Below are 13,597 nucleotides of genomic sequence, written 5' to 3'. Positions count from 1 at the left end.
TAGCACCTCTATTGCATAATACGGTTAACGGTATAGACATCCTTGACCCGTTTCACTTTGTCGACCACAGACTGCAGGTGATCGGTATTGCGGATCAGAATCGTCATATGAATCATCGCCATCTTGTTCTTGTCGGAGCGCCCGGTGACCGCTGAAATATTGGTCTTGCTCTCCGATACCGCCTGCAGTACTTCATTCAGCAGCCCGTTGCGGTCATGGCCTGTAATCTCAATATCGACGCTGTAGTTGGCCTCCATACTGCCTTCCCACTCCACTTCGATCACGCGGGCCGCTTCCTCCCCGTCCATCTCGTTTGGAATATTCGGACAATCCTCACGGTGTACCGATACGCCCCGGCCACGGGTCACGTATCCGATGATATCGTCGCCGGGCACGGGATTGCAACATCGCGCGAAGCGCACAAGCAGATTATCGATCCCCTTGACACGGACCCCGTTGGTCGGCTGGTTGCGCTTCTCTCCGCTGGATTTGATCGCCTTCATCTCGGAGGTAAGCTCCAGATGGCCTGCGGCCTCCTCCTGGTCCTTACGCAGCTTCTCCGTCAGCTTGGAGGCGATCTGCGCTGCGGTAATCCCGCCGAAGCCGACTGCCGACAGCATATCCTCCACATCATTGAAGGCGAACTTCTTCGCAGCCTCGGACAATTTGTCCTCCGTCAGCCAGTCAGAGACCTCCACGTTCAGGCGCTTCAGCTCGCGTTCGATGGCCTCCCGGCCCTTCTCCACGTTCTCTTCGCGCTTCTCCTTCTTGAACCACTGCTTGATCTTGCTCCGCGCATGCGAGGACTGGGCAATCTTCAGCCAATCGCGGCTCGGACCATATGAATTCTTCGAGGTCAGAATCTCCACGATATCCCCGGTCTTCAGCTTATGGTCAAGCGGTACGATACGCCCATTCACCTTGGAGCCGATCGTCCGGTTCCCGACCTCGGTATGGATGCGGAACGCGAAATCCAGCGGCACCGAGCCTGCAGGCAGCTCTACTACCTCACCCTTAGGCGTAAATACGAAGACCAGATCGGAGAAGAAGTCCATTTTGAGCGATTCCACGAACTCTTCGGCATCCTTGGCTTCGTGCTGCAGCTCCAGAATCTCACGGAAGAACGGCATCCGGTTCTCAGGATTGACGTTGTTGCTGCTGCCTTCCTTATACGCCCAGTGGGCGGCGATCCCGAATTCAGCCGTACGGTGCATCTCCCAAGTGCGGATCTGTACCTCCGTTGGCTCTCCTCCCGGACCTACTACGGTTGTATGCAAAGACTGATACATATTTGCCTTGGGCATAGCAATATAGTCCTTGAAACGGCCAGGCATCGGCTTCCAAAGCGTATGAATAATACCCAAAGTGGCATAACAATCCTTAATATTGTCGACGATAATGCGGATAGCCAGCAGATCATAGATCTCGTTGAACTGCTTGTTCTTCGTGTTCATCTTGTTATAGACACTGTAGATATGCTTCGGGCGTCCCGAGAGATCGCCTTCGATGCCCATTTCATCCAGCTTGGCGCGGATGCGGCCGATGACACTGTCAATGAACTGCTCGCGTTCTGCCCGTTTCTTGTGTACAAGGTTGGCAATCCGGTAGTACTGCTGCGGATTCAGGTAACGGAGCGCAATATCCTCCATCTCCCACTTGATCGCAGAGATCCCCAGCCGGTCCGCAATGGGACAAAAGATCTCCAGCGTCTCATAAGAAATCCGGCGCTGACTCTCTTCGGACTGGTATTTGAGCGTACGCATATTATGCAGACGGTCCGCCAGCTTAATCACGATTACCCGGATATCCTGAGCCATAGCGATGAACATCTTGCGGTAGTTCTCGTTCTGCTGCTCTTCCTTGGAGCGGAAGCGGATACGTTCCAGCTTGGTCAGGCCGTCCACCAGCATTGCGCAGGTATCGCCAAATTTCGTGCGGATCTGCTCCAGGGACACTGTCGTATCTTCCACAACATCATGCAGCAGCGCAGCAATAATGGATATGACATCCATTTGCATATTGACGACAATATCTGCGACCGCCAGCGGATGCAGAATGTATGGCTCCCCCGACTTCCGGACCTGCCCGTGATGAGCCTGATCAGCGAATTCATAAGCTTCACGGATGCGGAGAAGATCTTTTTCTTTTATATAGGCGCCAGCCTTTTCGGTTAATTGCTCTATGCCCATTCTCGTCGTATCCGTTTCCCTTCTATAATAAAATGAACCTGCAAGCATGCAGAATTTGCAGGTTCCATACGTTCCCGGCTGCATTGCGCTCAGGTTAAAGTTGTCTATAATTATGACGCTTACGAGGGATTCCGTCAACACTTGCCATAGCGTGGTATTCCTGTAAGGGAAAGGGGCAAGAAAAGACAATTTTGTGGCACGGGTAAAAATGTTGTTGTAAAAACCCGCCGTTCTATTTAATCTAGTAAAGGCGGTTTTTAAAAGATAAGAATGTATATGCTTCGCGCTATAAGTATCCTTATCTTTCTCGCTGAAACGGTACCGTCTCTTAAAAGGACGGCAAAGCCGTTTCCACTTGTAAAAAAAGAATTGTCAAATCAAATTAGATCAGAAAGAGAAGTGAACTCCATTGCAACGCGAAATTCAAATTAACGAAAGACTCCCTTGGGGCCCGGGCTTCCTCCTGAGTCTTCAGCATCTGTTCGCCATGTTCGGCAGCACCGTGCTTGTTCCCAACCTGTTCGGGGTAGATCCCGGCATGATCCTGCTGATGAACGGTATCGGCACCTTGCTCTACATTCTGATCTGCCGCGGCAAAATCCCCGCCTATTTGGGTTCAAGCTTTGCCTTCATCTCTCCGGTGCTGCTTGTGCTGAAAGAGCATGCCGGCGATCATGAGCGCGGATATTCGCTTGCACTGGGTGCTTTTATCGTGACTGGTGTTATATTCATTCTTGTGGCCTTAATTGTACGTTATGCCGGTACCGGCTGGATTGATATTGTATTCCCTCCTGCAGTCATGGGAGCGATAGTTGCCACAATCGGACTGGAGCTTGTGCCTGTAGCCGCACGGATGGCCGGACTGATTGCTCCTGATGGTGTGGCCACCGCCGACTGGACGCCTGACGGCAAAGCGATCACCCTGTCGCTCGTCACGCTCGGCGTTACCGTGCTCGGCTCCGTGCTGTTCCGCGGCTTCCCCAAAATCATTCATATCCTCATCGGTATTGTTACCGGTTATGTACTCGCTTATATTTTGGGTGAGGTAAATACTGGTGCTATCTCTCAAGCCAGCTTCCTCTCGCATCCCACGATCATTACCCCATCCTTCAATTGGCAGGTCATTCTGACTATTATTCCTGTATCGCTTGTGGTCATTGTAGAGCATATCGGCCATTTGCTGGTCACCAGCAATATCGTTGGCAAGGACCTGACCAAGGACCCAGGACTGGACCGCTCACTGATGGGTAACGGGATTTCAACAGTACTCTCCGGGTTCCTGGGGTCTACGCCTAATACAACCTATGGTGAGAATATCGGAGTAATGGCTCTGACCAAGGTGTACTCGGTATATGTTATCGCAGGGGCTGCTGTAATCGCCATTGTATTGTCGTTCTCCGGAACGTTCTCCTCGGTCATTGCCAACATTCCGCTGCCGGTTATGGGCGGTGTATCCCTTCTGCTGTTCGGGGTTATTGCGGCCTCAGGCCTGCGTATCTTCGTGGAGCAGAAAGTCGATTTCTCCAAAGCCACCAACATGATTTTGGCTACGCTCGTCCTGGTTGTCGGCATCAGCGGCATCTCGCTGAAGCTCGGCGGTGTAGAGTTGAAAGGGATGGCACTGGCGACTATCGTCGGTATGATCCTCGCCCTGCTCTTCAAGCTGATCGAGGTACTAGGCCTGTCCAATGAACAGGAAGCTGAGAAGTCCGCTCACTAAAAATAAACATCAATATTGATATTGGCCGTAACTATCATCTTTATTGTTTAACCATATAAAAAAGCGGACTGCTGTCTTCATTCGACAGCAGTCCGCTTTTTATTTCCCGGGAAAAGTTGCCGGGCACGGGGACTAATCCTCGTAAGTCAACAAGGTAACCACTTCAATATCCGACAGCTTGTCCCGTCCGGACAGAGCTGTCAATTCGATCAGGAATGCAGCGCCGACCACCTGGCCGCCAAGCTGCTCTACCAGGTTAACAGAAGTAGCAATCGTCCCGCCTGTAGCCAGCAGATCATCCGCAATCAGCACCTTCTGGCCTGGCTTGATCGCATCGGTATGCACAGCGAGGGTATCCTTACCGTATTCCAGATCATAGCCTACTTCGATGGTCTCATACGGAAGCTTGCCGCTTTTACGGATTGGCACGAAGCCTACTCCCAGCGCGTAAGCCAGCGGCGCACCCACTACAAAACCGCGCGCCTCCGGTCCGGCAATGACATCGATCTCCAGGTGGGCCACCAGAGCCTTAAGCTCATCGATGGCTGCACGGTACGCAGCGCCGTCCTTAAGCAGTGTAGTAATATCTTTGAAGCTGATTCCAGCCTGGGGAAAATCCGGAATTACGCGAATATTGTTTTTGAAATCCAACATCATCATCTCCTAAAAGTAAGCGGGGATCACCCCGCTGAAGTTACTCGAACCCAATGGCCCGTGACAGCATGTGTAGCTGTTATGAGACCCCTAAACGCCGTGACAGCATGAATTCCTGCAGTTCAATGCGGCTGCCTTCCATGAAATACTGTTCCATCTCCGCCGTCTTGCCCAGTCTGACGAAATGCTCTGATGTGCTCAGACTCTTGGCGGCAGGCTGCGGGACAAAGGTAATCTTGCCGCCGCTGCGCTCAATGAAGTCAAGCTCATCGAACACATCCAGCATTCTGCTCACCATACGCACACCAAGCGCCGACTGGCGGCTGAGCCGCAGCAGCACTTCTTGCTCAGGAGTTGGAGATGCAGCGATTGCGGCAATCCATTTATATAACGATTTGAAATGATCACGGGTAGGAACCTGCAGCCGGTCACGCCCGTCACGGATCGAATGCAGCAGGGCAATGTTCTCCGCCTGGGGAAAAGCAGTGAACAGCGCTTCCAGCTGTTCCGGGGACTCGGGCATATCCAGCACACAGAGCAGCGACAGTCCCTCTTCGGCACGTGCACCCTCCGGCTGATGTATAGCCGAGATCCCGGCAGACTCATCGTATACCCAGAGGGACATGCCCTTCAGATCACGCAGCGGCGTTGTCCGGCTGTTCTGGAAGACCGCAGCACTCTGGCCCGGATTGCTGCCGCTATAGGTGCGGAGCAGCTCCTGAATATGCGCCGCCTGCTTAACAGCATCAGCTGCGCCGCGCAGATCGAACAACTGCGCCTTCGGCACCGCCAGATCCTGCAGCATCAGCTGAGGCTTGCGCGAGCCGTTCCATTCATTGACGGACAGCTCTGCCAGTACATCCACGACTGTGCCGTCCGGAAGCAGCTCAGCCAGGGGACCCTTGCCGAAGGCTACAGCTTCAATCGTCAGCTTGTCCTGCTGGAGCACAAGCTTCAGGTGCTTGCCCTCCTGGCCCATCTTCCGGGTCTCCTTCACAACCGCTCCGCGCAGAATGAATCTCGGCAGCGGATTGGCCATGCCAAACGGCGCAAGCCGCTCCAGCTCAAGCGCAGCCTGGAGGGTCAGATCTGCAATGGATACCTCCCCGTCCGCAGCCGTAACAGCTACGAAGTCCTCCGGTGTCAGAATAGACGCAGCATAGCTATTCAGCGCCGCATCGAAGGCTTCCAGCTTGTCTGACGGCAGACTCATCCCGGCAGCGGCCGGATGTCCTCCGAAGTGGTCCATCAATTCGGCGCATGAGGATAAGGCTGCATAGATATCCAGGCCCGGGATAGAGCGGGCAGAGCCCTTGCACATCCCGGTCTCCGGATGAATGTCCAGAATAATAACCGGACGGTAATACCGCTCAAGCAGCTTGGAAGCCACAATGCCGACTACGCCGACATTCCAGCCCTGGTCCGCCAGCACTATAATATCCGGCAGTCCGCTCCTGCTGATTCTCTCCTCCAGCTTGGCTGTGGCTTCGGTGACAATTCGCTCCACAACCAGCTGCCGTTCCTTATTCAGCAGATCCAGCTCTCCGGCAAATTGTTCAGCTTCTGCCGAATCTTCAGTGGTCAGCAGTGTAACCGCCCGGCCAGCATGGTCCAGTCTTCCGCTGGCATTAATACGCGGAGCCATCCCGAAGGCGATATTCACCGCACTGACGGTGTTCATCGCAATACCGCCCACCGAGAGCAGCGCCCGGATTCCCGGGAAGGACGAATTCCGCATGCTGCTGAGGCCTCTGCGCACCAGACTGCGGTTCTCGCCCAGCAGCGGCATCAGGTCAGCTACGGTACCGATGGCGGCGATCTCACACCATTCCTCCGGCACTTCGCTGCCCAGGAGCGCCTCAGCCAGCTTGTAAGCCACCCCCACTCCAGCCAGGCCCTTGAACGGATACGGGCAGTCCGGCAGCTTCGGGTTAATCAGGGCATATGCCTCAGGCAGCAGCTCTGGCGGCTCATGATGGTCCGTGACAATAACGTCAATGCCCAGCTCCGAGGCATAGGCAATCTGATGATAGGCACTGATACCAGTATCAACCGTAATGACGAGAGATACACCCTGCTGGACCGCCCAGTCCAACGCATGATTATGCAGTCCATAGCCTTCATTGGACCGATGGGGAATATAAATGTCAAAGGAGGCGCCGAGATGACGCAACAGGTAGATCATCAGTGCTGTGCTGGATACCCCATCTGCGTCATAATCACCGTACACCAGAATATGTTCTTCCTCTTGCAGTGCCTTCTGTATCCGCGGCACCGCTTCAGCCATTCCTTTGAGCAGGAATGGATCATGTCTATCTTCCGCTCCACCATCCATGAATACGCGCGCCTTGTCAGCGGTATCCATACCTCTTTGCACCAGCAGTGAAGAAAGGAGCGGAGAAATAGAAAGGCTCCGGGCCAGTTCCTGAATACGCTCGGAATCGGCTGCCGGAGATTGCCAGCTTGTTTTTGAATGAAGCAATACAGCTCACCTTTCTCTCACCTTGCAGACTACTGAAGCAGCGTGGGAATATCGTTGTCCACGAGCTCGTGATTGCTTTTATAAGGATAACCCGGATCATACGGCACAACATCCATATGAACCTCACCAACATGAACGAACCGGTGCTGAAGCAGCTTCCTTGCACATTCCGAAATATCCTGTGCCTCCATCACGCTGATCCGCGGATTCACACTAATCTTTACATGCAGATTCACATAGTCGCCTTCCTCCAGCGCCCGGAGCTGCTCCACCCGGATGACTCCGTGTACCCTCTGAACCGTCTCAATGAAGCTGGCTGCTTCCTCGGAAGGAAGCTCCTGAATCTTCTTGCTGTATACAGAGGAAGCAATTAATGAATAGCCTTTGCGGAGAATCAGGCATCCGGTCAGCAGAGCTGCAATGGGGTCCATGTAGAGCAGAGGATGCCAGTTCAAGTATCCTCCAGTTATGGCCAGGGCAATTCCGATAAATACAGTTATAGACGTATACAGGCTGAACCGGTGGCTATCGGCATAAGCTGCATGACTGCCGTCACCCTTTTTTTTGAAATAACGGTACTGGTATTGAAATACAGCCTCTTTGAACACAATGCACAGCAGGACAGCAACAAGCGCTGACTCCTCCGGTGCCGACAGATGTCCCCTTGTCAAATCACGGATCGCCGAGAAAGCAACCTGCAGCCCGCCCATAATAATCAGCACAGAGAACAGAATAGCCGCCATTGGCTCCTTGCTTCCTTGTACAGTGCGGCCACGTTCGGCTGCGCCTGCAGCCTTGTGACCCTGCTTCAGGTTCCAGGGAATCACCCCCGCCAGTCTGGCAGCGGCATCTGCTCCCGAATAAATTGCATCCCCCAACAATGCCTTGCTGCCTGACAGATAACCGATACTCCCCTTGGCTACAGCAAGTAGAACATCACTAAGGATTCCGGTCCAGGCAACAGTTTGTTTCCGGGGTAATGGTTTGTCATTCATAACGAGGCCCTCCTTACCACTAGCAGGTAAACTCATGATGATGAAATCAAGCAAGACGCCCTAACCCGAAGATTCCGAAAAGCCGCGTCGCTACAGACGCGGCTTACAGAACAACCGGGTACTAGGCTTTGGCCGGGGTCTTCGCCGCAGGCTTCTGGTTCTTTTTCAGGAGCAGCCAGAGCGGACTTGCGATGAAGATCGATGAATATGCTCCGAAGAGCAGACCGATAACCATAGCCAGTGAGAACATACGGATTGACTCCCCGCCCATAATCAGCAGGAAGAATGCAGCAATAAATACGGTGAAGGCTGTATAAAGAGAACGCATAAGTGTCTGCATTACACTTTTGTTAACCAGGTGCTTCAGGTCCTCATACGACTTCTGTTTACCGAAGCGCAGATTCTCGCGTATCCGGTCAAAGATAACGATCGTATCGTTAATCGAGTAACCGATAATGGTCAGCACCGCGACAATGAAGGTAATGTCAACCTCCAGACGGAAGATCGAGAAGACCGCCACTACCATGAATGCGTCATGAAGCAGCGCCACAATGGAAGCCAGCGCAAAACGCCATTCAAAACGGATACTTACATAGATGATAATCCCGATACTGGAGAGCAGTACGGAATAGATCGCATTGCGGGCCAGTTCCTTAGCCATCTCGGTATCTACGGTATTGATTTCAAAAGACGCCTTGTCATCAATCTTGTTGATTGACTTCTTAAGGGTCTCACTTTGTGCATCACTCAGCTCTTGATCATAACGGATGTTGACCCGCTTGTCGCCGATGGTAATGGTAGGTTCATGCTCGATACCCGCACCCTTTAGAGCCGGCTGCAGCTCAGCCAGCGTGACACCCTTGGAGAGCGCTACGTCCACATTGGACCCGGCCTTGAAGTCAACGCTGTAGTTCAGGCCGAAGGTTGCCAGAAAGACCAGACCTGCTACAGTAAGGGCAATCGAAAAGATATAGAAGAATTTACTTAAATGTACGAAATCAAGCTCTTTCTTAAAGCGCACTGATGTCACTCTCCTTTACCCCAAATTGCTTCGGCTTGTTGAGTGCGCCGGCTTTAACCAGCACTGTCAGCAGCCAGTGGGCAAAATAAAGGTTTGTTACGATACTAAGTACAATTTCCACGATCAGAATCAGCGCGAAGCCTTTGACCGCACCAGTACCGAAGGCGAACATGACAGCCGCTACGATAATAGTGGTTACATTCGCATCCATAACTGTACGGAAGGAGGTCTTGTTCCCTGCTTTGACGGAAGACATAATGCCCTTCCCGCTGCGCATCTCTTCCCTGATCCGTTCATTGGTAATGATATTGGCATCGACGGCCATCCCTATACCGAGAATGAACGCGGCGATCCCGGGAAGCGTCAGCGTAAAGTCCGCCAGGACAAATACCAGAATCAGCAGCCAGGTGTGCAGGATCAGCGCGAAGCTGGCCAGTACGCCCGGAAGACGATACATAAGCAGCATGAAGATCAAAATAATCACAGAACCGACAATACCGGCTCTGACGGTCTCATCCAAGGATTGCTTACCCAGTGTAGCCCCTACGCTCTGGGAATATTTCTCTGTCAGCTTCAGCGGCAAAGCGCCGAGGTTGATCGTATCGGCAATCTCGCGGGCTTCATCCAGTGTATATCCCCCGGAAATCGAAGCCTTACCATCGGTCAGGACTTGTCTTACTGTTGGGGGGGCCGATAACAAGTTTTCATCAAGATAAATAGCAAGCTCTTTACCCACCAGCCGCTCGGTAATCTCTGCGAATTTCTTCTTGTCTTTGATGGAGATGCTGATTTCGGGACGGTTCAATTGATCGCGTTGAACCTCTGCCGCACCTTCCACGAAGTCACTGCCTACAAGCTCAATCTTACTGAATACCCCGGGAGCATCCCCTTCCTTGGCACTGCGGAAGGTGAGAACTGCGGGTTCTTTCATTTTCTTGCGAACCTCTGCTTCGTCAGTAACACCCGCGATCTTCAGACGGATGCGGTCCGTACCTTCGGTGGTCACCTCAGGCTCGCTGGTTCCGAGTGCATTCGCCCGCTTCTCCAGGCTCTCTGCAGTTTTCTGCAGCGAAGCGCGGGTCAGGGTTCCTCCCGTATCCATTGGCTCGGCGTGGTACAGAATTTCGAATCCGCCTTTGAGGTCAAGACCCAGACGGACTCTGTCCAGCAGCCCGGGAGTAGTAAATACCATGACGCCGGTTAGAACGACCACGGTAATGATAAAGCTCAACATTCTCTTCATGCTCTAGCTAGTTCCCCTTTCATTACATCAATATTCCTATTATAGCTACGTGCGAAATGACCGTCAATTCAGAAGGAATGACGGTGTCTTGATTCACACAAAGAAACGGCCGGTACTGCTGCAAAGCGAGGATACCTCCGTTTGATAGGACATGTCTGAACACTCTTTACTTACTTTACTGCTTCCCGTACCCGTTTGCAAAAGAAAATCGTTCCTTTTGACAAATCCCCCCGTTAATTCAATCCCCGGTAGGCCGCCAAGGTCAGATAAGTCATATAACTGCCAGACTTGAGCGAATAAATGTCATTGACCAGCCTGTGCAGGGGAGGTCTTCCCTCCTTGGCATAATTGCGGCTGATGCAATCCCAAATGTCCTTACCGGTCACATATTCATAGCCGAGGAGCCGGAATTCCTCCGCTTTGCTGATGCACATGGCTTCGATATCTTCACTAAGCTCGTCATATCTCCATTGTTCCGATTCCACGTGCAGGCACCTCCAAAGATTCCTCAATTACGTATGCTCAGTGGTACGTATTCGACCCTGCGCTCTTACTTTCCTGCTTCCGGCCAAAAAACTTGTCTATAGAATGCTTGTCATGTAGCGCACCAGTACTGGCATATCCTTATACAAGCCTGGCTTGATTATGGCGGTAATTCACCTGTAGTTTCATCTCATATGTAGGAAGAAGGAGTGTCCTGTGAGGAAACAGACCTTTATACAAGGAACGATCATCCTGCTGCTCGCCGGTATCATTAACCGGATGCTTGGCTTCATTCCCCGGATTGCCCTGCCCCGGATCATCGGCGCTGAGGGGGTGGGTCTGTATCAGCTCGGATACCCGTTTTTCATTGTGCTCATTACGGTAATTACGGGGGGAATCCCGTTGGCGATTGCCAAGCTGGTTGCGGAAGCCGAAGGGGAGAACCGCCCGGAGCAATCGCGCAAAATCCTGCAAACCGGTCTTGCCCTCAGCCTGTCGCTGGGCATTGTGTTCACCTTCGTCGCCCTGTTCAGCGCCTCCTGGGTATCCAGCGTTCTTCTGACGGACCAGCGTGTCTATTATACCTTCGTCAGCATGACCCCCATGATCGCCATCGTCGCCGTTTCATCCATCTACCGGGGATACTTTCAAGGCAGGCAGAACATGATTCCCTCGGCCTTCTCCTCCGTGCTGGAATCGGTCATCCGCATCTTCTTCATGCTGTGGTTCTCCTGGATGCTGCTGCCGAGGGGCATCGCCTTTGCGGCTGCGGGTGCGATGCTTGGCGTGACTGTGGGCGAGATCGCCGGAATGCTGGCCCTGCTGGGGCAATATTATTTTAACGACAAAAAAGACAGGTCTGAACCCCCGCCTTCCGTGGATGTGACTGTTCAGGATGTACAGGGCAGTGCCGGACGCGAGCCCGGGCAGACAACAACGCCTGTCTTTAAACGTCTAATCGGCATTTCAGTACCGGTAACCGCCGGACGACTGATCGGCTCATTCTCGTACCTTCTGGAATCCATTATTACCGTGCGCAGCCTAGCGCTTGCCGGAATCACGGCCGCCGCCGCAACTGCACAATATGGTTCCTTGCAGGGAATGGTGATTCCGCTGCTGCTGCTGCCGGGTGTGCTTAGTTCCTCGCTGGCCGTCTCCCTCGTCCCTTCCTTATCGGAGGCCGCCGCCCGCAACGATCTGCCCACGATTCATAAAAGAATGCACCAGGCCCTGCGGCTCGCCATGGTGACCGGTGCCCCGTTTGCTGCCGTTATGTATATTCTTGCCGTACCACTCTGTACGCTAATGTACGGCAATGCGGCGGATACGGCCCCTATGCTTAGAATGATGGCCCCGTTCGCAGTATTTCTCTACGTGCAGGCCCCGCTGCAAGCGGCCCTTCAGGCCATGGACCGGCCGGGCAAGGCACTGATTAATACACTGATAGGAGCCATTGTCAAAATCCTCCTGATTCTCCTGCTGGCCTCCCGGCCTGAATACGGTATTCTGGGTGCCATCATCGCCATTATGGTTAACAGCCTGCTTGTCACGCTTCTGCACGGCTATAGTGTGGTCAAGCTGACCGCCATGTCCTTGCGCTGGTCGGACCCGCTCAAAATCCTGGCCGCTACGGTCATCATGGCCGCCGGGATGTCGTATGTTTATACGTCTGTTCCAATCTCACAGTCGCAGTGGATACAATTCCTGGCCGCTGGTACTTGTGGCATGGCCATCTATCTGAGCATCTGCCTGTTATCCGGCCTGATCTCCAGACGCGACCTGGAGCGTGTCCCCTTTTTCAGACGCTGGCGCAGTTAGGTCTGTTTCCCCTTATCGGGATTAATCGGGGCAATATAGAGCTCCCCTTTATGATCCACCGAGCACAGGAACACATCCCGGAAATCAGAGACACCCTTCTGCCGGATCTGGGTTCTAAGCCAGAACCGGTTCTTGCCGATCATCTCCAGATTGCCGTCCTGCACCTTCCCGTCCATAATCAGCGGAATCGGCAGTCCTTCATAACGGATCTTATGCTTCGGCAGCTTGACGGAAGCAGAGTCACCGCCGGATGATTCAGCATCGCCGGAGTCCTTCTGGCTAGCGCCGTTATTCTCCTTCCGCTCTGCGCCGGAACTGCTGTTGCCGGACTGATTAGATGAAGTGACGTTGGCATTCTTCTCAATCACCGTTAACTGCCCGCTTGTCTCTAGGATAGCGAACTCCACATCAGCCGGACTGACAATATTCTGCCCGCGGAGCTGCAACAGCAGATCATCAATATTATACCGCTGCCTGCGCATTTCGCCCCGGTGAATCTTCCCGTCTGAGATCAGAATACTGGGTCTGCCGTCCACCAGCAGTCGCAGCTTCCGGCTCTTCAGGCTGAGCTGTGCGACGATCACCTGAATCAGCACCAGGGTCGCCATAGGAACCACACCGTCATAGATGGGGCGCTCGATATCTTCAATTACAAAAACTGCAATCTCAGCGATCATAATGGAAATGGTCAGATCAAATACAGACAGCTTGCCGATTTCCCGTTTACCCATGATCCGCATACTCAGGAAAATGAAGATATACATCAGCACGGTCAGAAAGATGTGGGTCGTAATATGCTGGAACATATTCTCTTCGCTCCCCTTCCGCTTTCCCCCCATAAGGGCGGATTAATGTAACCCTATTCTGACCTGACCACCAAGGGAACATTCGGAAAGCTGCTGCTTAATTACTGGTAAAAGTCATTCCGCCTATTCTTGTACTATTGGGGCAAGCCTCCCCATACAATATTTAGTATCCGGTTAACAAACTTT

General features: G+C 52.9%; 10 protein-coding genes. 2 read left to right on the top strand and 8 right to left on the bottom strand.

Annotated features, from left to right (window positions below):
• Window positions 1-8 precede the first annotated feature (8 nt).
• Window positions 9-2,189 (bottom strand): RelA/SpoT family protein, encoded by a 2,181-nt coding sequence (locus MKX42_RS08745; RefSeq protein ID WP_036690535.1) that lies wholly within the window; start codon window positions 2,187-2,189, stop codon window positions 9-11.
• Between the two features lie 409 nt (window positions 2,190-2,598).
• On the opposite strand from MKX42_RS08745, the gene uraA reads away from it, so the two are divergent.
• Entirely contained in the window at window positions 2,599-3,909 is a 1,311-nt protein-coding gene (gene uraA / locus MKX42_RS08740) for a uracil permease (protein WP_340752157.1), read from the top strand.
• Between the two features lie 132 nt (window positions 3,910-4,041).
• Here the strand turns inward: uraA and MKX42_RS08735 are convergent, their stop codons facing one another.
• The 6 genes from MKX42_RS08735 to MKX42_RS08710 all read right to left on the bottom strand — a co-directional run bounded on the left by MKX42_RS08735 (window position 4,042) and on the right by MKX42_RS08710 (window position 10,789).
• Complete coding sequence (locus tag MKX42_RS08735; RefSeq protein WP_340757639.1) at window positions 4,042-4,560, bottom strand: adenine phosphoribosyltransferase; 519 nt, start codon at window positions 4,558-4,560, stop codon at window positions 4,042-4,044.
• Between the two features lie 82 nt (window positions 4,561-4,642).
• Window positions 4,643-7,045, bottom strand: coding sequence for a single-stranded-DNA-specific exonuclease RecJ (gene recJ / locus MKX42_RS08730; RefSeq protein ID WP_340752156.1), 2,403 nt, complete (start codon window positions 7,043-7,045; stop codon window positions 4,643-4,645).
• A 29-nt stretch (window positions 7,046-7,074) separates the two neighbouring features.
• Window positions 7,075-8,040 carry a cation diffusion facilitator family transporter gene (locus MKX42_RS08725; protein ID WP_340752155.1) on the bottom strand — a complete coding sequence of 322 codons (966 nt, stop codon included), beginning with the start codon at window positions 8,038-8,040 and terminating at the stop codon, window positions 7,075-7,077.
• A 121-nt stretch (window positions 8,041-8,161) separates the two neighbouring features.
• Window positions 8,162-9,061: a protein translocase subunit SecF gene (secF, locus tag MKX42_RS08720; RefSeq protein ID WP_340752154.1), complete on the bottom strand. Its 900-nt coding sequence runs from the start codon at window positions 9,059-9,061 to the stop codon at window positions 8,162-8,164.
• Window positions 9,051-10,304, bottom strand: a complete 1,254-nt coding sequence (secD, locus tag MKX42_RS08715) for a protein translocase subunit SecD (RefSeq protein WP_340752153.1) — start codon at window positions 10,302-10,304, stop codon at window positions 9,051-9,053. Before secD ends, secF begins: the two co-directional genes overlap by 11 nt.
• Window positions 10,305-10,537: 233 nt before the next feature.
• Window positions 10,538-10,789 (bottom strand): post-transcriptional regulator, encoded by a 252-nt coding sequence (locus MKX42_RS08710; protein WP_036690543.1) that lies wholly within the window; start codon window positions 10,787-10,789, stop codon window positions 10,538-10,540.
• Between the two features lie 214 nt (window positions 10,790-11,003).
• On the opposite strand from MKX42_RS08710, the gene spoVB reads away from it, so the two are divergent.
• The gene (gene spoVB, locus MKX42_RS08705) at window positions 11,004-12,605 is read left to right on the top strand and encodes a stage V sporulation protein B (protein WP_340752152.1); all 1,602 of its coding nucleotides are present in this window, start codon (window positions 11,004-11,006) and stop codon (window positions 12,603-12,605) included.
• Here the strand turns inward: spoVB and MKX42_RS08700 are convergent.
• Window positions 12,602-13,411 carry a DUF421 domain-containing protein gene (locus MKX42_RS08700; protein ID WP_340752151.1) on the bottom strand — a complete coding sequence of 270 codons (810 nt, stop codon included), beginning with the start codon at window positions 13,409-13,411 and terminating at the stop codon, window positions 12,602-12,604. The genes spoVB and MKX42_RS08700 overlap by 4 nt on opposite strands.
• Window positions 13,412-13,597 lie beyond the last annotated feature (186 nt).

The sequence above is a fragment of the Paenibacillus sp. FSL R7-0204 genome, from assembly GCF_038002225.1.
In the GTDB taxonomy this organism is placed as follows: domain Bacteria; phylum Bacillota; class Bacilli; order Paenibacillales; family Paenibacillaceae; genus Paenibacillus_AQ.
Note: the sequence above shows the minus strand (reverse complement) of the source record. Positions and strands in the feature narration are given on the sequence as shown.